General features: G+C 52.6%; 19 protein-coding genes. 11 read left to right on the top strand and 8 right to left on the bottom strand.

Annotated elements, in window-relative coordinates:
• Positions 1-749 precede the first annotated feature (749 nt).
• Positions 750-1,997, top strand: coding sequence for a cytosine permease (codB, locus tag ACSBQN_RS10780; protein ID WP_004241678.1), 1,248 nt, complete (start codon positions 750-752; stop codon positions 1,995-1,997).
• Positions 1,990-3,294 (top strand): cytosine/isoguanine deaminase, encoded by a 1,305-nt coding sequence (gene codA, locus ACSBQN_RS10775; RefSeq protein ID WP_024474109.1) that lies wholly within the window; start codon positions 1,990-1,992, stop codon positions 3,292-3,294. Before codB ends, codA begins: the two co-directional genes overlap by 8 nt.
• On the opposite strand, the gene moeB is transcribed toward codA, so the two are convergent.
• Positions 3,251-4,024, bottom strand: coding sequence for a molybdopterin-synthase adenylyltransferase MoeB (moeB, locus tag ACSBQN_RS10770; protein ID WP_036407366.1), 774 nt, complete (start codon positions 4,022-4,024; stop codon positions 3,251-3,253). The genes codA and moeB overlap by 44 nt on opposite strands.
• On the bottom strand, positions 4,024-5,274 hold the full coding sequence (moeA, locus tag ACSBQN_RS10765) for a molybdopterin molybdotransferase MoeA (protein ID WP_337137339.1): 1,251 nt from the start codon (positions 5,272-5,274) through the stop codon (positions 4,024-4,026). Before moeA ends, moeB begins: the two co-directional genes overlap by 1 nt.
• Here moeA and ACSBQN_RS10760 point away from each other — a divergent pair.
• The 5 genes from ACSBQN_RS10760 to yeiB all read left to right on the top strand — a co-directional run bounded on the left by ACSBQN_RS10760 (position 5,273) and on the right by yeiB (position 9,284).
• A complete protein-coding gene (locus tag ACSBQN_RS10760; RefSeq protein WP_004241683.1) occupies positions 5,273-5,398 on the top strand; it encodes a hypothetical protein in 126 nt (41 codons plus the stop codon). The genes moeA and ACSBQN_RS10760 overlap by 2 nt on opposite strands.
• A 78-nt stretch (positions 5,399-5,476) precedes the next feature.
• Positions 5,477-6,646 (top strand): YbfB/YjiJ family MFS transporter, encoded by a 1,170-nt coding sequence (locus ACSBQN_RS10755; protein WP_024474106.1) that lies wholly within the window; start codon positions 5,477-5,479, stop codon positions 6,644-6,646.
• A 409-nt stretch (positions 6,647-7,055) separates the two neighbouring features.
• Entirely contained in the window at positions 7,056-7,244 is a 189-nt protein-coding gene (locus tag ACSBQN_RS10750) for a hypothetical protein (RefSeq protein ID WP_036407359.1), read from the top strand.
• 225 nt (positions 7,245-7,469) lie between these two features.
• On the top strand, positions 7,470-8,129 hold the full coding sequence (gene folE, locus ACSBQN_RS10745) for a GTP cyclohydrolase I FolE (protein WP_004235735.1): 660 nt from the start codon (positions 7,470-7,472) through the stop codon (positions 8,127-8,129).
• Between the two features lie 3 nt (positions 8,130-8,132).
• Positions 8,133-9,284, top strand: coding sequence for a DUF418 domain-containing protein YeiB (yeiB, locus tag ACSBQN_RS10740; protein ID WP_024474103.1), 1,152 nt, complete (start codon positions 8,133-8,135; stop codon positions 9,282-9,284).
• 7 nt (positions 9,285-9,291) lie between these two features.
• Here yeiB and sanA read toward each other — a convergent pair whose 3' ends face one another.
• From sanA to metG, 6 genes are all read right to left on the bottom strand, one after another.
• The gene (sanA, locus tag ACSBQN_RS10735) at positions 9,292-10,050 is read right to left on the bottom strand and encodes an outer membrane permeability protein SanA (RefSeq protein ID WP_024474102.1); all 759 of its coding nucleotides are present in this window, start codon (positions 10,048-10,050) and stop codon (positions 9,292-9,294) included.
• Positions 10,051-10,200: 150 nt separating this feature from the next.
• Complete coding sequence (locus ACSBQN_RS10730; protein WP_024474101.1) at positions 10,201-11,898, bottom strand: NAD-dependent malic enzyme; 1,698 nt, start codon at positions 11,896-11,898, stop codon at positions 10,201-10,203.
• Positions 11,899-12,096: 198 nt separating this feature from the next.
• Entirely contained in the window at positions 12,097-12,981 is an 885-nt protein-coding gene (gene cdd, locus ACSBQN_RS10725) for a cytidine deaminase (protein WP_024474100.1), read from the bottom strand.
• A 131-nt stretch (positions 12,982-13,112) separates the two neighbouring features.
• Positions 13,113-13,808: a CidB/LrgB family autolysis modulator gene (locus ACSBQN_RS10720; RefSeq protein ID WP_004241693.1), complete on the bottom strand. Its 696-nt coding sequence runs from the start codon at positions 13,806-13,808 to the stop codon at positions 13,113-13,115.
• A complete protein-coding gene (locus ACSBQN_RS10715; RefSeq protein WP_004235741.1) occupies positions 13,802-14,254 on the bottom strand; it encodes a CidA/LrgA family protein in 453 nt (150 codons plus the stop codon). Before ACSBQN_RS10715 ends, ACSBQN_RS10720 begins: the two co-directional genes overlap by 7 nt.
• A 124-nt stretch (positions 14,255-14,378) precedes the next feature.
• The gene (metG, locus tag ACSBQN_RS10710; protein ID WP_024474099.1) at positions 14,379-16,412 is read right to left on the bottom strand and encodes a methionine--tRNA ligase; all 2,034 of its coding nucleotides are present in this window, start codon (positions 16,410-16,412) and stop codon (positions 14,379-14,381) included.
• Between the two features lie 256 nt (positions 16,413-16,668).
• Here metG and apbC point away from each other — a divergent pair, with 256 nt between their 5' ends.
• The 4 genes from apbC to asmA all read left to right on the top strand — a co-directional run bounded on the left by apbC (position 16,669) and on the right by asmA (position 21,269).
• Complete coding sequence (apbC, locus tag ACSBQN_RS10705; RefSeq protein ID WP_004235745.1) at positions 16,669-17,781, top strand: iron-sulfur cluster carrier protein ApbC; 1,113 nt, start codon at positions 16,669-16,671, stop codon at positions 17,779-17,781.
• Between the two features lie 271 nt (positions 17,782-18,052).
• Entirely contained in the window at positions 18,053-18,697 is a 645-nt protein-coding gene (gene udk, locus ACSBQN_RS10700) for a uridine kinase (protein WP_024474098.1), read from the top strand.
• Positions 18,698-18,765: 68 nt separating this feature from the next.
• Positions 18,766-19,347: a dCTP deaminase gene (dcd, locus tag ACSBQN_RS10695; RefSeq protein ID WP_004235748.1), complete on the top strand. Its 582-nt coding sequence runs from the start codon at positions 18,766-18,768 to the stop codon at positions 19,345-19,347.
• Positions 19,348-19,406: 59 nt separating this feature from the next.
• Complete coding sequence (gene asmA, locus ACSBQN_RS10690) at positions 19,407-21,269, top strand: outer membrane assembly protein AsmA (protein ID WP_354632871.1); 1,863 nt, start codon at positions 19,407-19,409, stop codon at positions 21,267-21,269.
• The last annotated feature ends 47 nt before the right edge of the window (positions 21,270-21,316 follow it).

Below are 21,316 nucleotides of genomic sequence, written 5' to 3'. Positions count from 1 at the left end.
GGATAAACCATCCTTACCGGTCGTGCTTTTCCGGCTTATTATCAGGCATACCGAAAACAACATAGACTGGTATATTTTTAAGTAAATTCATTGTGATAGCTGTTTTAAGTAATAAGCCGGTGTTACCGGCAATACATTACGTGACATAACGTAATTCGTTATCCGGCCGCATAAAGAGAATAACCCGGGGATTTTTGAAGCGGGAGGGGGCGGATAAGTCCCGGGCTGTTGCTTTTCATCGCCGTAAAACGGCGGGTAACCGATAAATAAAGATAAAGTAATCTCGTGTCAGAAAGAAAATATAAAAAATAACAATATCCCCGGCGGAATATCCGTGGAAATAAAAGAGCTCCCGGGAGAAGAATATTATTTTCTGAGGTCGGGTGTTATTTCCCGGCAGGCATGCAATGTTTATCATCACTTACTGCGGTAGGAAATAATTAAAATATTAATGATTTGATTTGTATGTAATTTTTCGTATTTCCGGGCAGGGGGAAGCGTATTTTAATCACTTCATGTTCATATCATGATAACAGGTGTGGCCTCTCCGTCTGACAATAACGGGTACGGTAATCCGGAACGATTTCTCCGTATTTTCGTCCTGTTCGTTTGGTCAGAATATTTTTTTACCGGGATATTAATGATGCGTTAATTCTCTTAAAGTGTGAACGAAATCGTTTGCTTTTGTTTTTTGCGGCTATAGAATTCGTCAGATTTTTTTGGCCTGAGAAAAGCAACAGGAGGCAATTGTGTCCGGGGATAAAAATTACAGTCATGGGCCTGTGCCCATATCCGCGCGGAAAGGCGGGCTGGCATTAACCTTTGTAATGCTGGGTTTGACCTTCTTTTCCGCCAGTATGTGGACCGGAGGTGCTCTCGGTACCGGTCTCAGTTTTAATGATTTCTTCCTCGCAGTTCTTATCGGTAATCTTCTTCTTGGTGTCTACACCGCTTTTCTTGGTTTCATTGGTTCCAAAACCGGCTTAACAACCCATCTTCTCGCGCGTTACTCCTTCGGTATTAAAGGCTCCTGGCTCCCTTCATTCTTACTCGGCGGCACACAGGTCGGCTGGTTCGGTGTCGGTGTGGCCATGTTTGCGATTCCGGTCGGCAAAGCAACGGGCTGGGATATCAACTGGCTGATCGGTATCTCCGGGGTGCTGATGACCATTACCGTTTTCTTCGGTATCTCTGCGCTGACCGTACTGTCCGTGATTGCGGTTCCGGCGATTGCCATTCTCGGCAGTTACTCGGTTTACCTCGCGGTAACCGGTATGGGCGGCATGAGTGCATTGCGCGATGTGATCCCGGCACAGCCGATTGATTTTAATCTGGCGCTCGCCATGGTGGTCGGTTCGTTTGTCAGTGCCGGTACGCTGACGGCCGATTTTGTCCGCTTCGGCCGCAAACCGAAAATTGCGGTGCTGGTGGCGATTATCGCCTTCTTCCTCGGTAACTCACTGATGTTTATCTTCGGTGCCGCCGGAGCCGCATCGCTGGGTATGGCGGATATCTCTGATGTGATGATTGCTCAGGGGCTGTTATTACCGGCGATTATCGTTCTCGGTCTGAATATCTGGACCACCAATGATAACGCGCTTTATGCATCCGGTCTGGGGTTTGCCAATATCACCGGGCTTTCCAGCAAAACCTTATCTATCGTCAACGGGCTTATCGGCACACTGTGCGCTCTGTGGCTCTACAATAATTTTGTCGGCTGGCTGACCTTCTTATCCGCCGCTATCCCGCCAATCGGGGGCATTATTATTGCCGATTACCTGATGTACCGTCACCGTTATGAAACGTTTGACCGCAGCAAAATGCGCGATGTGAATGTCAGCGCGCTGCTGGCCGTGGCGGCAGGTGTGATTGCCGGGCACTGGCTGCCGGGGATTGTGCCGGTGAACGCAGTTCTCGGCGGGGCGTTAAGCTATGCTGTCCTCAATCCGTTACTTAACCGTCGTCGTACCACCAACCCGGAGATGACCCGTGCTTAATCAAACCGTAAAACATATTTTTAATGCCCGTCTGCCGGATCGTGCTGGCCTGTGGCGTATCGACATCGATAATCAGCGCATTACCGCGATTGTACCGCAGCCGGAGGGTGAAGTACTGCCGGAGAGCCTGGACGCCGAAGGCGGCCTGGTCACCGCGCCGTTCGTCGAGCCGCATATTCACCTCGATACCACCCAGACTGCCGGGGAACCGGCGTGGAACCAGTCCGGTACCTTATTTGAAGGGATTGAACGCTGGGCGGAACGCAAAGCGCTGCTGACGCACGATGATGTGAAAACCCGTGCCTGGCAGACCCTGAAATGGCAGATTGCCAACGGCATCCAGCATGTCCGCACCCACGTTGATGTCTCCGATGCCACCCTGACCGCACTGAAAGCGATGCTGGAAGTGAAACAGGAAGTCGCGCCGTGGGTGGATTTACAGATTGTTGCGTTCCCGCAGGAAGGGATCATGTCCTATCCGGACGGTGAAGCACTGCTGGAAGAAGCACTGCGCCTGGGGGCGGATGTGGCGGGGGCTATCCCGCACTTTGAGTTTACCCGCGAATACGGCGTGGAATCCCTGCACAAAACCTTTGCGCTGGCTCAGAAATATGATCGTCTGATCGACGTGCATTGTGATGAAATCGATGATGAACAGTCCCGTTTCGTGGAAACCGTTGCCGCGCTGGCACACCGCGAGGGAATGGGCGCGCGTGTCACCGCCAGCCACACCACGGCGATGCACTCTTATAACGGCGCTTACACTTCCCGCCTGTTCCGTCTGCTGAAAATGTCCGGCATTAACTTTGTGGCGAACCCGCTGGTGAATATTCACTTACAGGGGCGTTTTGATACTTATCCGAAGCGCCGCGGTATCACCCGTGTCAAAGAGATGCTGGCGGCGGATATTAATGTCTGCTTCGGTCATGATGACGTGTTTGACCCGTGGTATCCGCTGGGCACCGCCAATATGCTCCAGGTGCTGCATATGGGGCTGCATGTCTGTCAGCTGATGGGATATGGTCAGATTAATGACGGGCTGAAACTGATTACGGAATACAGTGCGCGTACCCTGAACTTACAGGATTACGGCGTGGCGGAAGGCAAACGCGCCAGCCTGCTGATCCTGCCGGCGGAAAACGGGTTTGATGCTGTCCGCCGTCAGGTGCCGGTGCGTTACTCTGTCCGTGACGGCCGTGTGATAGCAGAAACACAGCCTGCCGTCACACAGATCCATCTGGATAAACCGGAGACTATCCGTTACAGCCGCACACCTCGCACTGAGGATCAGGCTTAAGGTTAATGGTGCGGAACTGCATGCGCATCGCATCAAACAGCACCACTTTTCCGCTGCTCACCTGCCCGTAGCCGGTGAGCAGTTTGATACACTCCATCGCCTCCAGGGTGCCGATGGTGCCGACCAGCGGTGCCATCACACCCGCTTCCACACAAGTCAGACTGTTTTCCCCGAATAACCGGCTCAGGCAGCGGTAACAGGGTTCCCCCTCCTGCCAGGTAAAGACAGAAATCTGTCCTTCCATACGGATAGCGGCACCGGACACCAGCGGGATCTTCATCTGATGACACGCCCGGTTCAGCTGTTCGCGAACGGCGACATTATCGGTGCAGTCCAGCACCACATGATGAGACTGAATCAGAGCGGTAAGCTCATCATCATTCAGTTGTTTGGTGACAGTTTCAGTCCGGCAATGCGGATTAACGGTTTTCAGTGCTATCGCGGCGGATTCAGTTTTTGCCATCCCGATGCGGGCATCGGTATGCAGGATCTGACGCTGAAGATTGGAGAGCGACACCGTATCAAAATCCAGCAGCGTGAGATGCCCCACACCCGCTGCCGCCAGATACTGCGCTGCCGCACACCCGAGTCCGCCGAGGCCGGTGATCAGCACACGCCCGGCTTTCAGCGCTTCCTGACCATCAAAATCAAAGCCGCGCAGTACGATCTGCCGGTTATAACGCAGTGCTTCCTCATCACTGAGCTCAATATGTCCGGGTTCAGTCGCCATCAGTCATTCTTCAGTAAATGGTTAAAAAACTCGATTTCAACAGTTTCACCGGCGGCAACCGCACCGCGCTCACGCTCCAGCACAATAAAGCAGTTGGCGAGGCTGAATGAACTGAAAATATGCGAGCCCTGGTCGCCGGTGGTTTTTACCACCATCTGACCGGATTCATTCACCCCGGCAATACCGCGCTGGAAATCCAGACGACCGGCGGATTTTTTCAGTGGCGTGGTGGTGACGGCTTTAAACCGCATTGGCGGCTGCCACTGGCTGAAACCGGACAGGCGGGTGATCAGCGGCTGCACCAGCTCATAAAAGGTAACGGTGGTGGAGACCGGGTTACCCGGCAGACCGCAGAACCAGGCGTTATTCAGTTTACCGAAAGCAAACGGCTTGCCCGGTTTAATCGCCAGTTTCCAGAAATTAATTTTGCCGATCTCATCAAGAATCTGTTTGGTGTAATCCGCTTCGCCGACAGACACGCCGCCGCTGCTGATCACCAGATCAGCCAGTGCATCTGCTTTCTCAAAGGTAGTGCGCAGAATGTCCGGATTATCCGGAATCACGCCGAGATCAATCACATCACAGCCGAGTTTTTCCAGCATCAGACGAACCGCAAAGCGGTTGGTATCATAAATCTGTCCGTCACCCAGCGGCTGGCCGACAGCCTGCAATTCATCACCGGTGGAGAACACCGCGACTTTCAGTTTGCGCACCACGGACAGCTCTGCCAGACCGAGGGAGGCAATCAGCGGCAGCTGGGCGGCGGCCAGTTTGGTGCCTGCCGGTAAAACTTCACTGTGCTGCGCAATATCCTCACCAACACGGCGGATATTCTGCCCGGCGGTAATTCCGGCGGTAAAGGTAATCCCGGCATCCGACACTTCCGCTTCTTCCTGCATTACCACGGTATCCACACCCGCTGGTATCGGTGCGCCGGTCATAATACGGACACATTGTCCGGCCGGTAATTCACCTTTAAACGGCACACCCGCCAGTGCGCGACCGGCAACCGGCAGCGGGGTTTTTCCGTCCCAACCGGACAGGCGCAGGCCGTAACCATCCATTGCGGAATTATCAAATGGCGGTACATTGATAGGCGAAATAACAGGGGAGGCAGTGATCCGCCCGGCGGCATCCGTCAGCGCGATCGTTTCAGTACCGGTGATCGCGGCCGGGGTCGCGAGCAGCTTATCCAGTGCTTCCTGTAAAGAGATTAACGAAGAGGTGTAACTTTCTGTCGGATTAGCCATGATGCTGTTTCACTCCCGGCGCCTGCTGGGCGCAGATAAAACGGATAATAAAGAGAAGGGCATTATGGCAGACTTACAGCACAAGTTGAATGATGTGGCACAAAAGCGTGAGCAACAGATCTGATTCCGGAAGTCATTATTGCATTTTAAAGGCTTCTTTTGGTATAACGAATTTACAAATTATTAACACATTGCATTTCATATGACGACATCTCACTCCGCCCGTCAGACAACGGCGCTTCATATTGCAGTCAGTGGTTTTCTTGCGCTGGTGGTGGCCATGGGAATAGGGCGCTTTGCTTTTACCCCACAGGTGCCGCTGATGATTGACGAGCACCAGCTTGACCTGACAACCGCCGGTATTGTGGCTGCCTGGAACTACCTCGGCTATCTGGCCGGATCCTTTGATGCCATGCGGGCAAAACGCGGTATTGAGCTGCGGCTGTGGACCGGTTTATGGGGCGCGGTGATTATCACACTGCTGTCAGCGGTGATTTCCGGGGCGGTGCTGCACAGTATCGCGCGCTTTTTTATCGGCTGGGCGAGCGGCTGGACACTGGTGTTAGCAGCCGCCTGGACCAATGACGCACTGGCAAAACTCAACCGTCCGGCACTGAGTGTCGCGGTTTACGGCGGCACCGGCACCGGAATTCTGCTGTGCGGACTGGCAGCTATCGGCATTCAGGGCTTATCACTGACCGCCTCGCAGGGCTGGTGGATCTATGGTGCTGCGGCACTGGTATTCAGTCTGTATGTCAGCCGCTATCTGCCGCGCCCGGGGGAGCTGAGCAGCAGCAATTCCCCGCACAGTAAACCGCTGATGACACCAAAAATCCGCCGTTTATTGTGGAGCTATGCGCTGGCCGGATTCGGCTATATTCTGCCTGCCACGTTTTTATCACAGATGGCGGCGGCGCGTTTCCCCGGCAGTCTGTTTGCTCAGTTTGTCTGGCCGGTATTCGGGATCGCCGCCGTGGCCGGTATCGTTGCTGCGATTGCCGCGCGGCGTTTTTTCACGCCGCAGCTGCGGCTGGCAATCACTCTCTGGGCACAGGCAGCGGGTATTCTGGCGGCGGAAGTCATGCCTGGGATCAGTGGCCTGGCGGTCAGTGCATTTCTGGTTGGCGGCGGCCTGATGGCTGCGGTACAGCTGGCATTCCAGTGCGGACGCGAACTGGCTCCGGAGCACGGCCGCTATATGGCCGGATTGCTGACTACCTGGTATGCGGTCGGGCAGCTTGGCGGCCCGCTGGTATCTTCTGTCTCCGCGTATTTTACCGGTAAACTGGAACCGGCGCTGTGGGTGGCCTTTGCAGCACTGATTATCGGTGGTTTGCTGGTTTTCCGTGATCGCAGCGATATAAAAGAATAATTATCTCAGTGATAACAGGGTTATTATTTATTAATCCTGTTATCTTTATTATTCATTAAAAATAAAAAATAGATAATTAAAAAAATGGTTTTATAACTTAGCCTGTTTATGCTTTATTTAATTTTCAGGACATAAAGTCATTATTCTAAAATATAACAGGGCAGTTATTCCCGATGAGAAAGAACAATTTTCTTCAGAAGGCAATCAATGATCTGAAAGATATACGATTGTGGTCCATGAGTATCAGCATGATACTGACATCTCTGGCAGTAACGCACTCGTCATTGCGCATTGTCAGACCGGACAATGTGATGACTGATGTTTTTCTCATCCCTGTTATTTATGTGGGATTCTATGTCCTGATAAAAAAGATACTGTACTTTATATTTGAATAATTGAGAGGTTAATTATGAAAGAACTAAATCAGGAACAATTATTATCTGTTTCAGGTGCCGGGATTATCGCTGCCGGAACCGTTTTTGCCGGTATTGCATTTGATATTACTGCGGTGATTATGTCTGATATTACCGGTGGCCGCGAAGAGATTATTTTTGCTGACTATCGGGATGCCTCCCGTACCCGTTATGAGGTTATATAACATATCCGTTATCCGGTATTTTTCCGGTAAATGTTTTACCTGCTTCCGTTCCGGCTGATATCCGTATTATTAACAGGGATTTCCGGTGCAAACTTTTCATCACCAAAACCACAAAATGGATTAACAAAACGGCGTATTGCTCTAAAATAGCAGTGCGGCGGGTATTGACCGGCCGACGGGTGCAACACAGCACCGGGAGTCACCTGAAAAATAGTCGGAGAAGGTATGTCATCATTAAGCCGGGAAGCAGAACTTGTCCACGCCGCGCTCATCGCACGCGGGCTGGAGACACCATTGCGGGAGCAGACACTGCCGCCGGAAACCCGCAAGGTTCAGATTGAGGCGCATATGACAGAAATTATGAAGCTGCTCAATCTTGACCTGAGCGACGACAGTCTGGCAGATACCCCGAAACGTATTGCGAAGATGTATGTGGATGAAATTTTTTCAGGACTGGATTATCACAATTTCCCGAAAATCACCCTGATTGAAAATAAAATGAAAGTGGATGAAATGGTGACGGTCCGTGATATCACGCTGACCAGCACCTGTGAACACCACTTTGTCACTATCGACGGTAAAGCCACTGTCGCGTATATCCCGAAAGATACCGTTATCGGGCTGTCGAAAATTAACCGCATTGTGCAGTTCTTTGCCCAGCGCCCGCAGGTACAGGAACGACTGACACAGCAAATTCTGCTGGCACTGCAAACACTGCTCGGCACCACCAATGTGGCGGTATCCATTGATGCGGTGCATTATTGTGTCAAAGCGCGCGGTATCCGTGATGCAACCAGTACCACCACCACCACTTCACTGGGCGGGTTATTTAAATCCAGCCAGAATACCCGCCAGGAATTCCTGCGCGCGGCCCGTCATATTTAACGGATGAATACCTCAGTCACATCTGCCTCTGCCCGTATTGATGTCCTCGATATGGTGCGGGGGCTGGCCATCCTCGGTATTTTTATTCTGAACATCGGCGGATTTGCGCTGCCGTCTGCGGCATACCTGAACCCGCTGTACACCCCGGCGGCGTCTGCAACAGATATCGCCACCTGGGCGGTACTGAGTGTACTGGTTCAGGGGAAATTCCTCGGCATGTTTGCACTGCTGTTCGGTGCCACTCTGATGATGCTCAGCCGTTACAGCCAGCCCTGGAATATGGCGCGGTTACTGGTGCTTGGGGTCATCGGGCTGCTGCATACCGCTCTGCTCTGGAACGGGGATATTCTGCTGATGTACAGCCTGACCGGCGTTGCCGCCTGCCGGATCATCCATAATGTTTCCTCCCGCTGGTGGCTGAAGTTGGTGCCGGTGCTGATCCTGACCGGATTGTTTTTACTGTTTTTCCTGTTATCGGAAGGCGGTGAGCTGAAACTGCTGTACTGGCAGCCGTCGCAGGAAATGCTGGATTATGAAGTACTGATCGCCAACACCGGTGGTATTGCCGGCATGCTGGACAGAATCAGTACCATCAGCGGCATGCTGATGATGATGGTGGTTCAGTATGGCTGGCAGTTACTGGCAATGATGCTGCTGGGCGCAACACTGATGAAAAACGGCTGGCTGAAAGGGGCATATCCTCTGTCTCATTACCGGCGGCTGGCGGTGTGGCTGCTTCTTCCGTCACTGCTGCTGCAGGCGGTTGTAATGTGGCTGGAATACCTGAACGACTGGAGTGTCTTCTGGATGGGCACTGTCGGTTATCCGCTGGCGGATATTTTACAGCCGGTGCAGACCACCGGGCTTATCGCACTGTTCTATGGTTTGCAGCCGCAGCTGAAACCCGTTGCCGCCTGTCTGCAACGGGTCGGGCGTACCGCACTGAGCAGTTATCTGCTGCAATCGGTGTGCGGGGTGATACTGTTTGAGTACTTCGGTTATTTCTGTCAGTTTGATCGCCTGACACTGCTGGCATTTGTGCCGCTGATGTGGCTGATCAACATCATGTTCTCAACCCTGTGGCTGCGTTATTTTTCTCAGGGGCCGGTGGAGTGGTTATGGCGGCAGGCCGCCAATAAGCTGGCTGCCCGCTGAAACCGGATTATTGCGCGGCGGGTGCCGGTTGTGTGGTATCCGCCGGTTTTTCCGGTGTCACAGGATAAAGCACATTCAGCTCTTCCGGTGTCACTGCCGGATATGACGGCACATTCTCCGGTAACGTTTGTGGTGCCGGAATCGATTCCTGCGGGCCGAGGAAACGCGGCTCGCGGTTGAGAATATATAAATCAGCCAGTGCGCCCAGCCGGGCAACCACTTCCCGCGCCCGGACAGTAAACATATTCTTCGGGGAGGAAACCGCGTAACAGCGCGCCTCAATGCCTTTTTCCATCGCGATATACAGCGCCCGTTCACAATGGAAGCGCTGGGTGATAATCGTAAAGCCATTGGTATCAAAGACTTTACGGGTCCGCACCACGGAATCCAGTGTACGGAACCCGGCAAAATCGAGCACAATTTTACTGGCCGGGATCCCGGCATTCACCAGATCCTTGCGCATCGTGCTGGGCTCATTGTAACTGTGCTGGGCATTATCGCCGCTCAGCAGCAGATACTTCACCTTGCCGCTGTTATATGCATTCACGGCACCCTGAATACGATACCGGTAATATTGGTTAATTGTCCCGTTTTTATAGTACTTAGCCGTACCGAGTACCATGCCGACTTCACTCGGCGGCAGGTCATTAATATTTTCATAGATATAAGGCGCGGTTTTCCAGCTAATCCAGCGATCTGCCGCAATAGCCGCTGCTGCTGCCAGAATAATACCTGTCAGCATCCACAGAATGATCCGTTTCCATATCCGGGCTTTTCCCATTATTACTGAGACCTTTATCACTATATCGTTACCATAAGGTTAAGATTACTTGAGCGGGGAAAGGCTGGCAAGGGTGAAAAAAAGAATAAAACCCGCACAAGTGCGGGTTTTCAGCGGCAGAATACCGGTTATTCGTCAGAAAGATGTCCGGCGGTAAACACGATATTCCGGATGCCAGAAGTTGCGTTCGATAGCTTCATCGAGAGCACCGTCAGAGGTCACAGTCGCAACACCCTGGATCTGTGCTTCTTTGGCAACCTGTTTGGCGATGATACGGGAGACTTTTTTGATGTCCTCGATATCCGGCAGCAGTGAGCCTTCGCCGTTAACAACCATCGGTGAGCATTCCGCCAGTGCGCGGCTTGCTGCCATCATCATGCCGTCAGTCACACGTCTGGCACCGGCGGCCAGCACACCCAGCCCAATCCCCGGGAAAATAAAGGAGTTGTTGCACTGGGAGATAGGATAGGTTTTATCTTTATAAATCACCGGATTAAACGGGCTGCCGGTCGCAACCAGTGCATGACCGTCTGTCCAGGCGATAATATCTTCCGGACGGGCTTCCACACGGGAGGTCGGGTTGGACAGCGGCATGACGACCGGACGCGCACAGTTTTTGTGCATTTCACGGATAATCTCTTCCGTAAACAGCCCCGGCTGACCGGAAACCCCGATAAGCACAGTCGGCTTCGCGTTACGGACCACATCTTCCAGTGAAATTGCATCATTCTGCACATCCCAGTCTGCAATAATGTCACTTTTGGTGATCAGTTTGCTCTGGAAATTCAGCAGGTTCGGCAGTTTGTCCGTCAGCAGGCCGAATCTGTCCACCATAAAGATACGGGCACGCGCCTGTTCTTCACTCAGGCCTTCAGACTTCATCTGCGCGATAATCTGCTCGGCGATACCACATCCGGCTGAACCGGCACCCAGGAAGGCAACAGTCTGGTCTTTCAGCTGTCCGCCTGCGGCACGGCTGGCGGCAATCAGGCTGCCGAGAGTGACTGACGCGGTACCCTGAATATCATCATTGAAGCAGCAGAGCTGATCGCGGTAGCGTTCCAGCAGCGGCATCGCGTTTTTCTGGGCGAAATCTTCAAACTGTAACAGCACATCCGGCCAGCGGCGCTTAACCGCATTGATAAATTCATCAACAAATTCATCATACTCTTCGCCGGTGATACGCGGGTGACGCCAGCCCATATAGAGCGGGTCATTCAGGCGCTGCTGGTTATTGGTACCGACATCCAGCACGATAGGCAGGGTATACGCCGGGCTGATGCCGCCGCAGGCGGTATACAGAGAGAGTTTACCAATCGGGATCCCCATCCCGCCGATCCCCTGGTCACCCAGACCGAGGATCCGCTCTCCGTCGGTTACCACGATGACTTTTACATTCTGCTTGGTGGCATTCTGCAGCATGTCATCAATGTAAGCGCGGTTCGGATAAGAGATAAACAGCCCGCGCGCACGACGATAGCTGTCCGAGAAATGCTCACAGGCCGCCCCGACGGTCGGGGTGTAAATGATAGGCATCATTTCTTTGAGGTGAGCATTGAGCAGACGGTAGAACAACGTTTCATTCGTATCCTGAATGTTACGCAGGTAGATATGTTTGTCAGTATCATTTTTAAAATCAGAATACTGACGATAGGCGCGTTCAGTCTGCTCTTCGATGGTCTCCACTGCTTCAGGCAGCAGGCCGTGGAGGTTGAAATTACTGCGCTCTTCTTCGGTGAAGGCGCTTCCCTTATTCAGCAGCGGAAATTCTAACAGGATAGGGCCCGCATACGGGATATATAATGCACGTTTGCTTTCGTATTCCAGTTCCATGTATGACTACTCTTTGCCAATTGACATTTTTAAGACAGGACACACTGATCCTAAGTTATCTGAAAAATATGTACAGTAATTGTTACGGAATTAGTGATGCCGATGTGTGAAAGTGAGAGGCGGGATAGATTTATATTTAATAATCACGTAAAGGCTGATACCCGGGACAGATGGGTATCAGCCTCAGCGAAGACAGAATTAATAGCTGAACAGGGCGATATCCTGACACCCCAGAGCGCTCAGTGTGGCAGAGGTACTTTCCCACTGTGACAGCATGGCGTTACTGCCTTCCACCAGCACGGCACGGTGGATGTCGTGCAGGTCGCCGCCGGCCATATTCATAAAGATCAGCGCAGCCTGCAGCGGCGGCAGTCCCGGGTTAAAGGCGGCATTTTCAATATACGCACCGCTGTAGATGCGTCCGCGGCTGTCCTGAAGAGCCACACCGCTGTGGGAATGAGAATACGGCGCATGGCTGCGGTTGGCTGCCTCGAGCGCTTTTCCGACCACCGCATTGGTGGCGAGGAAATGATAACCGTGATGCACCTGGTCAAATAACCGGGTTTTAATGCCCAGATCCACCGGCCCGAAAGCATGCGGCAGCAGGGTTTTCAGCGGCATGGCAGCCAGTTCCGGTAACTGAATCAACAGGTCCGTGCCGCTGTTCAGTTCATTCATAAACTGACGGCAGTGGCCGCACGGTGTGTAATTGACGGTGACTTTGCGCAAACCTTCCTCGCCGCGCAGCCAGGCGTGGGTGATCGCGCTCTGTTCTGCATGCACTGTCTGTTGTAACGGCACATGGCAGAATTCCATATTGGCACCGAAATAGAGGTTACCGCTCAGTCCGTGTGCAACTGCGCCGACATTAAACCGGGACACCGGCGTCACGGCACAGGCTGCGGCCAGCGGCAGCATAGCCAGCGCGAGTGCATCCTCATCAGTACCTGCGGCGTTGCAGAGTGCAGTGACCTGTTTGGCAGATAAGTATCCCGGGAAAGTATCAGCACAAACAATGTCCGTCAGCTGGGTCTGTAACGGGGAAGGGAGCGTGTTCAGGGCTGCATGAAAGCGGTTTTGCATAAAATGACCTCCATTATCAATGAGATCATTCTAGCGGGTAGTCATACATAATGAACGTGATTTTTATCACGTTCATTATGAAACGAATGAAACAAATGTTGAATTTGCGAGATGGAACTCAAATTTTCAGGTCAACCGAATAATGCCAGCAGCACCGGGAAGATAAACGGCGCCATCAGAGAAGTAATAATCCCGCAGGTCATTAATGCTAGTGAGCTGTAAGCACCTTCCACATAATCCTCTTCCGCGCAGCGGGCAGTGCCGAGGGCGTGAGAAGCCGTACCCATTGCCAGGCCGCGTGAGGCTTTGGTGGTGACCCGCAGGCGTCTGAACAGGGTATGGCCGAAAATCGCACCGAGGATCCCGACGAAAATCACACACACGGCACTGATTGCCGCCACGCCGCCGATAGAATTGGACACCGCGATCGCTATCGGGGTGGTGACTGACTTCGGCAGGATAGAGGCGGCAATTTCCGGTGTCGCGCCCATCATAAAAGCAATAGCGGTACCGGTGACCATGGCAATCACACTCCCGGCAAAGCAGATGGTGATGATGGATTTCCACTGTGCGCGGATCTGATGCAACTGCTCATACAGCGGGAACGCCAGCGCCACCACGGCGGGTTGCAGCAGATCGTTGAGGATACGGCTGCCCTCAAAATAGTGGTTGTATGAAGTTCCGGTGAATATCAGCAGCGGAATGATAATTACGATGGATATCAGCAGCGGGTTTAATACCGGCAGCTTAAATTTGATATAGATAGCTCTGGCGAGAAAATAGACGCCGATGGTAAGCGGGAGCGACCACCAGATATGCGTTAACATTTGCGTTTCTCTTGTTGTTCAGTGTGTTCTGCGGCGGCAACGGCATCGGCTTCCTGTTGTTCAGGAACCGGAACATGGCGGCGGTGAATAAATTCAGAACTCAGCGCCACAGCACACATGGCGATAAAGGTACTGACGACACAGGCGACGAGGATCGGCAGCAGCTGGGCGCTGAGGGTATCGTAATAGTTCATCACACCGATACCGATCGGCAGAAATAACATCGTCATGTTTTTCATTAATAAGGTGCAGCCGGGCTGAACCCAGTGCGCCGGAACAATCTGCAGTGCGAGCAGCACAAAAAGCAGCAGCATGCCTACGATGCTACCCGGGACGGAAAACGGCAGTAATACCGCGATAATATTGCCGGCAAACAGGCACAGATATAGGATCAGAAATGCCCGGAGATAGCGCCAGCCGGTTTCCGCTATCTGTTTTGGTTTCATGATAATGTTCCTTCTTGGATGAACTCATTCATCATACAATTAACTTTTTATTTGTGCCATAGATCACATAAAAAAACCTGCACCGGAGCGCAGGTTTTTTTCAGTTTATTGTACAGAGAAGAACTTACTTCACCTGCTGACCCGGCTGCGCACCGGAATCCGGGCTGAGCAGGAAAATCTCGTTTCCGCCCGGGCCTGCGGCCATGACCATACCTTCAGAGATCCCGAAACGCATTTTGCGTGGTGCGAGGTTGGCGACCATCACTGTCAGGCGGCCTTCCAGCGCTTTCGGGTCCGGATACGCCTGTCGGATGCCGGAGAAGACCTGACGGGTTTCGCCGCCGAGATCCAGTACCAGTTTCAGCAGTTTGTCAGAGCCGTCCACGAAATCGGCAGACATGATCTGTGCAATACGCATATCGACTTTGGCAAAATCATCAAAGCTGATGGTGTCCGCAATCGGATCATCTGCCAGCGGGCCGCTGACCGGTTTGGCGGACATGGCTTTGATATCCTCTTTGGAGGCTTCAATCATCTCTTCCACTTTCGCCATTTCAATACGGCTGAACAGGGCTTTGAAGTCTGCGATCTGGTGATCCAGCAGCGGTTTGGCAATGCCGTCCAGTGTCAGTTCCTGATTAAGGAATGCTTCACTGCGGGCCGCCAGTTCCGGCATCACCGGTTTCAGATAGGTCATCAGTGCGCGGAACAGGTTGATACCCATGGTGCAGATGGCGTGCAGCTCATCATCTTTACCTTCCTGTTTCGCCACCACCCACGGTGCTTTCTCATCAATATAACGGTTGGCGACATCAGCCAGCGCCATGATTTCGCGGATAGCTTTGCCGAATTCACGGCTGGTGTACTCTTCGCTGATGGTTTTTTCAGCATCAACAAACTGCTGATATAACTCAGGTTCAGCCAGGGTTGCACTCAGGCGGCCGTTAAAGCGTTTTTTGATAAATCCGGCGGTACGGGATGCCAGGTTGACCACTTTGTTAACGATGTCACTGTTAACACGCTGAACGAAATCTTCCAGGTTGAGGTCAATATCATCAATACGTGAAGAGAGTTTCGCCGCGTAGTAATAGCGCAGGCTGTCCGCATTCAGGTGATTCAGATAGGTGCGGGCCTGGATAAAGGTGCCGCGTGATTTGGACATCTTCGCACCGTTGACCGTCACATAGCCGTGGACAAACAGGTTGGTCGGCTTGCGGTAACCGCTGCCTTCCAGCATGGCAGGCCAGAACAGGCTGTGGAAGTACACAATATCTTTACCGATAAAGTGGTACAGATCCGCGTCAGAATCTTTCTTCCAGAACTCGTTAAAATCGAGATTACCGCGTTTATCACACAGGTTTTTGAATGACCCCATGTAGCCGATTGGCGCATCCAGCCAGACATAGAAGTATTTGCCCGGTGCGTCCGGGATCTCAAAGCCGAAATACGGTGCATCACGGCTGATATCCCACTGCTGCAGGCCGGAATCAAACCACTCCTGCATTTTGTTGGCAACCTGCTCCTGGAGCGCGCCGCTGCGGGTCCATGCCTGTAACATGTCAGCAAATGCAGGCAGATCAAAGAAGTAATGCTCACTTTCACGCAGCACCGGTGTGGCACCGGAAACCACGGAGCGCGGGTTAATCAGCTCGGTCGGGCTGTAGGTCGCGCTGCACACTTCGCAGTTGTCGCCGTACTGGTCTTCCGCTTTACATTTCGGGCAGGTACCTTTCACAAAGCGGTCCGGCAGGAACATGCCTTTTTCCGGATCATACAGCTGGGAAATGGTCCGGGTTTCAATATGGCCGTTCTTTTTCAGTGCCAGATAGATGTTCTCGGATAACACCCGGTTCTCCTCGCTGTGCGTGGAGTGGTAGTTATCAAAGCTGATGGCGAAATCAGCAAAGTCTTTCTGATGCTCGACGCTCATGTTGGCGATCATATCTTCAGGAGAGATCCCCTGCTGTTGTGCCTTGAGCATAATAGGGGTGCCGTGAGCATCGTCGGCGCAGATGAAGTGAACCTCTTTGCCGCGCATTCGCTGAAAACGGACCCAAATATCAGCCTGGATATGTTCCAGCATATGACCGAGATGGATTGAACCGTTTGCATATGGTAACGCACAGGTTACCAAAATTTTATTAGCGATCTGAGACATAGAGTATTTCACTTCCTCAAATAATAAAGGGTCTTTGATGTTAACCGATCCCGTCCACCCCTGCCAGCAGTAATCCGGCTTTGTGTGTGGTTTTCCGGACTTTTTTCAGCCGTGAACATCCGGCGATAACCCTTCTCATTGCAGGGGATTTGTTTTGTGCGGGTTTGCGCGGAATGACTAAATTAATCAGTTGGCTTCTGCTATCATTGAAGCCGATAGTTACAGGCAATAAAAACGATAAATCTAAGGAGCCGGGATGAATGCGAAATCCCCCGGGGAGATGAACCCTGAATTGCTGAACGACCAGGTCGCACAGGTACTGGCGACATTTGAACATCCGACACTCAAACGCAACCTGATTGCCATCAAAGCGCTGAATCACTGCGCGATGCTGGATGATGTGCTGCATGTTGAGCTGGTGATGCCGTTTGTCTGGAAGCGCCCGTTTGAAGCACTGATTGAAGCAAAAACCAAAGAATTACGCAAAGTGACCGGTGCGGCGGCGGTGGACTGGAAACTGCGTCATGATATCGCAACACTGCGCCGGGCCAATGATCTGCCGGGCATTAACGGTGTCCGCAATATTCTGGCGGTCAGCTCCGGCAAAGGCGGTGTGGGTAAATCCAGCACTGCGGTTAACCTTGCGCTGGCGCTGGCGGCGGAAGGGGCGAAAGTCGGTATCCTCGATGCGGATATTTACGGCCCGTCCATCCCGAACATGCTGGGCACCACCAAAGAGCGCCCGACCTCACCGGACGGCCAGCATATGGCCCCGATTATGGCTTACGGCCTGGCCTCCAACTCTATCGGTTATCTGGTGACAGATGATAACGCCATGGTCTGGCGCGGCCCGATGGCCAGTAAAGCCCTGATGCAGATGTTACAGGATACCCTGTGGCCGGATCTGGACTATCTGGTTATCGATATGCCGCCGGGTACCGGTGATATCCAGCTGACCCTCTCACAGAACATCCCGGTTACCGGGGCGGTGGTGGTAACCACTCCGCAGGATATCGCGCTGGTGGATGCCATGAAAGGTATCGTCATGTTCAAGAAAGTGAACGTGCCGGTTCTGGGGATTGTGGAGAACATGAGTGCGCACATCTGCAGTAACTGCGGCCATGTCGAGCCGATTTTCGGCACCGGCGGGGCGGAGAAACTGGCGGAACGTTATCACACCAAACTGCTGGGACAGGTGCCGCTGCATATTTCGCTGCGTGAAGACCTCGATCGCGGCCAGCCGACGGTGATGCGTGACCCGGACGGCGAATTTGCGGATATCTACCGTGAGATCGCCGTCAATGTGACGGCAGAAATGTTCTGGGAAGGGGATAAAATCCCGACAGAGATCGCTTTCCGCGCTGTATAAGCGGGATTTATTTCTGCTCCGGCACGTCCGGAAAGTAAAAAAGACCGGTGCAGTGATGTGCCGGTCTTTTTTTCGGGTGGCCATAAGAGCGGTTACCCCGAAATAATGAGGCCGGATGCCCGATTATGCTGGAATCTCACGCCGTTACTCCCTATAATTCAGCGCCGGGCGGACACGTTTTGTTACTCACGGCCGGATAAGCATTAAAAGAGGCCGCAGCAGACCGTTTCGGTTTTTTTCTCTCCTATTTTCAAACCGGGTTATTTCAATTATGGCTGACACAGCACAGCAGCAGTGCACTATCATCGGCATCACCGGCGCATCCGCGTCAGGAAAAAGTCTGATTGCCAACACGCTTTATCACGAGTTACGTGCTCAGGTGGGCGATCACAATATCGGTGTGATTCCGGAAGACTGCTACTACAAAGATCAGAGCGATGTGCCGATGGAAGAGCGCATCAAGGTCAACTATGACCATCCGGGCTCTATGGATCACGAACTGCTGTTACAGCACCTGAAAACACTGAAATCCGGTAAGGCGATTCAGTTACCGCAATATGATTACACCGGGCATACCCGCAAACCGGAATCGGTTCTGTTCAGCCCGAAACGGGTGATTATTCTTGAGGGCATCCTGCTGCTGACAGACAAACGTCTGCGCGAGCAGATGGACTTCTCCATTTTCGTCGACACCCCGCTGGATATCTGCCTGATGCGCCGCATCCGCCGTGATGTGAATGAGCGCGGACGCACACTGGATTCGGTGATTGCACAGTACAATAAAACCGTCCGTCCGATGTACCTGCAATTTATTGAACCAACAAAACAATATGCTGATATCATAGTGCCGCGGGGCGGTAAAAACCGCGTGGCGATTGATATTCTGAAAGCCAAAATCAGTCAGTTCTGCGATTAAGCCGCCGACAACGATTAACCCGCGTTTATCCGCCGGTGATAAACGCTGAGTTTTATAAGGATGATACCATGCGACTTTGTGACCGTGACATTATTCAGTGGCTCGATGACGGCAGACTGACCATCTCCCCGCGTCCGCCGGTTGAGCGGATCAACGGGGCGACTGCGGATGTCCGCCTCGGGCATCAGTTCCGGGTTTTCCGGGGCCATACCGCCGCGTATATTGATCTCAGCGGCCCGAAAGAAGAAGTGAATGCGGCGCTGGAAAATGTCATGAGTGATGAAATCACCCTGACTGAAGATGAAGTGTTCTACCTGCATCCGGGTGAACTGGCACTGGCAGTGACACTGGAATCTGTCACACTGCCGGATAACCTGGTCGGCTGGCTGGACGGGCGTTCATCACTGGCACGCCTCGGGCTGATGGTCCACGTGACCGCACACCGGATCGATCCGGGCTGGCACGGGCAAATCGTACTGGAATTCTACAACTCAGGTAAGTTACCCTTGGCACTGCGGCCGGGAATGGTGATCGGTGCCCTGAGTTTTGAGCCGTTATCCGGCTCCGCTGACCGGCCGTATAACCGCCGCAGCGATGCAAAATACAAAAATCAGCAGGGAGCTGTAGGCAGCCGTATCAGCGAAGATTAAACGGCGGACAGCACTGTCCGCCAGCGGGTTCAACAGAGAATGGGAAAGGAACAGGGATTATGAAACGATTTTTCACCACGCTGATTATTCTGCTTGTCGTGATAGCGGCGGGCCTCGCGGCCTTAATCCTGCTGGTGAACCCGAATGATTTCCGCGACTATATCGTTAACAAGGTGAAGGAAGACACCGGTTACGAGCTGGTGATGAAAGATGATATGCGCTGGCATGTCTGGCCGAAACTGAGCATCATCACCGGTAAAATGTCCCTGACTGCCCCCGATGCCGCCGAACCGGTGGTAACTGCCGAAAATATGCGCCTCGACGTTGAACTCTGGCCGCTGCTGTCCCATCAGTTATCGGTCCGTGAAGTGATGCTTGACGGCGCACTGCTGAAAATCCTGCCTGAAACCGAATCAAAAGAGAAGAAAAGCGCCCCTGTTGCCCCCGGTAATCAGAAAGCCCGTCCGGTGCCTGTCGAACAGGAAAACAAATGGTCGTTTGATGTCGATCGCATCCGTATCGCCAACAGCCTGCTGGTCTGGCAGACAGAAGACGGTTCGCAGATCAACATGCGCGATATTAACTTCTCTCTTGAGCGTAATACCCCTGAACGCTATGTGATAGCGCTGAACAGTAATATTCTGCGCAATCAGCAGGAGCTCTCTTTCAGCCTGAGTTCTGATATTGATCTTTCTCAGTACCCGGTGCAGGTCAGCGGCAATATTAACCGTCTGAATTACCGCCTGTCCGGTGCCGGTCTGTATGCCAACGGCATCAACGGTAACGGCACGACCACCTATACCTGGCACGAAGCGGTCGGTCAGGCACCGCAGTCCCTGATCCTGGAAAATCTGAAACTGAGCGCTAACGAAAGTCAGCTAAGCGGCACAGTGGAAGCGGCACTCGGTGAAACTCCGCGTTATGATATTCAGCTGACCTCCTCAAAACTGAATCTGGATAACCTGCTCGGTTATGAGCGTGCCGTACATGCAGAAAACGGGGAAAAAACCCCGGTTGCCACCAAACCGGCAGTGGTCACCACCGGCAGTGATGCGGATAAATATGATCTGACCTTTATGAACCACTTCAATGCCACGCTGGCGCTGAATGTGGATTCCCTGATTTACCAGGGAATGGAAATCGGCCAGCTGACGGTAAAAGCAGAGAACCGGGGCAGCATCACGGAAATCTCCAAAATGACCGGCAACGTATTCGGCGGCCGTTTCTCTCTGCCGATGACGATTTATTCCGAAAAAGTTCCGGCGCAACTTCGTATTAAACCGCTGTTACAGAATATTGATGTTAAACCGTTGCTGGCGGCGTTTAAAATGCCGGAAAAATTCACCGGACGCCTGAGTTTTGACGGCGATCTGCGTGGTACCGGTTATGACCAGGACGCGGTATTAAACAACTGGCGTGGTGATGTGGCACTGACCATCACCGATGTTAAGCTGCTCGGCCTGAATATTCCGTATCTTATCCAGCAGTCGCTCTCCCAGGCGACAGATAAAGTGGCACAGCCGGAATCGATGGATACTATGACCGAAGCGAAAAAACTGGAAGCTATCGGTACCCTGAATAACGGTGAAGTGAAAATCAGTAAAATTCTGGCGGTATCCGATGCCTTTAATATCACCGGCAGCGGCCGGACAAATCTGGTGAAACAGAATCTGAATGTGAACCTGGGGGTTCAGATCCTGAAAGGCTGGGGAAAAACCAATGATCTGGTGACCTGGCTGCAGTCTGTCCGTATTCCGGTGGTGCTGTTCGGTAACTGGGATAATATTCAGTATAAGTTCGAAGTGGAAACCCTGTTGCGTAATCAGATACAGCAGCGGGTAAAACAGGCGGCCGGAGAGCTGCTGAACGAAAAAACCGGGGGGGATCTCAAAGCTGTGGAATCCTTGCTTAACCGGTTATAAATTCGCGGACGATTTATACAAACAGAGCAGTGACGATAATTTATATT

It is taken from the genome of Morganella sp. B601 (assembly GCF_051172335.1).
Classification (GTDB): Bacteria; Pseudomonadota; Gammaproteobacteria; order Enterobacterales; family Enterobacteriaceae; genus Morganella; species Morganella morganii.
The sequence above is the reverse complement of the archived record's forward strand: the minus strand, read 5'-3'. Positions and strand labels throughout refer to the sequence as shown.

Excerpts from the sequence above, each read along its gene's own strand:
- metG (WP_024474099.1), bottom strand. The coding sequence starts at position 16,412 with ATGTCTCAGATCGCTAATAAAATTTTGGTAACCTGTGCGTTACCATAT.
- udk (WP_024474098.1), top strand. The coding sequence starts at position 18,053 with ATGGCTGACACAGCACAGCAGCAGTGCACTATCATCGGCATCACCGGC.
- ACSBQN_RS10730 (WP_024474101.1), bottom strand. The coding sequence starts at position 11,898 with ATGGAACTGGAATACGAAAGCAAACGTGCATTATATATCCCGTATGCG.
- moeB (WP_036407366.1), bottom strand. The coding sequence starts at position 4,024 with ATGGCGACTGAACCCGGACATATTGAGCTCAGTGATGAGGAAGCACTG.
- ACSBQN_RS10760 (WP_004241683.1), top strand. The coding sequence starts at position 5,273 with ATGATGCTGTTTCACTCCCGGCGCCTGCTGGGCGCAGATAAAACGGAT.
- ACSBQN_RS10720 (WP_004241693.1), bottom strand. The coding sequence starts at position 13,808 with ATGTTAACGCATATCTGGTGGTCGCTCCCGCTTACCATCGGCGTCTAT.
- moeA (WP_337137339.1), bottom strand. The coding sequence starts at position 5,274 with ATGGCTAATCCGACAGAAAGTTACACCTCTTCGTTAATCTCTTTACAG.
- dcd (WP_004235748.1), top strand. The coding sequence starts at position 18,766 with ATGCGACTTTGTGACCGTGACATTATTCAGTGGCTCGATGACGGCAGA.
- cdd (WP_024474100.1), bottom strand. The coding sequence starts at position 12,981 with ATGCAAAACCGCTTTCATGCAGCCCTGAACACGCTCCCTTCCCCGTTA.
- folE (WP_004235735.1), top strand. The coding sequence starts at position 7,470 with ATGTCATCATTAAGCCGGGAAGCAGAACTTGTCCACGCCGCGCTCATC.
- yeiB (WP_024474103.1), top strand. The coding sequence starts at position 8,133 with ATGAATACCTCAGTCACATCTGCCTCTGCCCGTATTGATGTCCTCGAT.
- ACSBQN_RS10755 (WP_024474106.1), top strand. The coding sequence starts at position 5,477 with ATGACGACATCTCACTCCGCCCGTCAGACAACGGCGCTTCATATTGCA.
- ACSBQN_RS10715 (WP_004235741.1), bottom strand. The coding sequence starts at position 14,254 with ATGAAACCAAAACAGATAGCGGAAACCGGCTGGCGCTATCTCCGGGCA.
- asmA (WP_354632871.1), top strand. The coding sequence starts at position 19,407 with ATGAAACGATTTTTCACCACGCTGATTATTCTGCTTGTCGTGATAGCG.
- ACSBQN_RS10750 (WP_036407359.1), top strand. The coding sequence starts at position 7,056 with ATGAAAGAACTAAATCAGGAACAATTATTATCTGTTTCAGGTGCCGGG.
- apbC (WP_004235745.1), top strand. The coding sequence starts at position 16,669 with ATGAATGCGAAATCCCCCGGGGAGATGAACCCTGAATTGCTGAACGAC.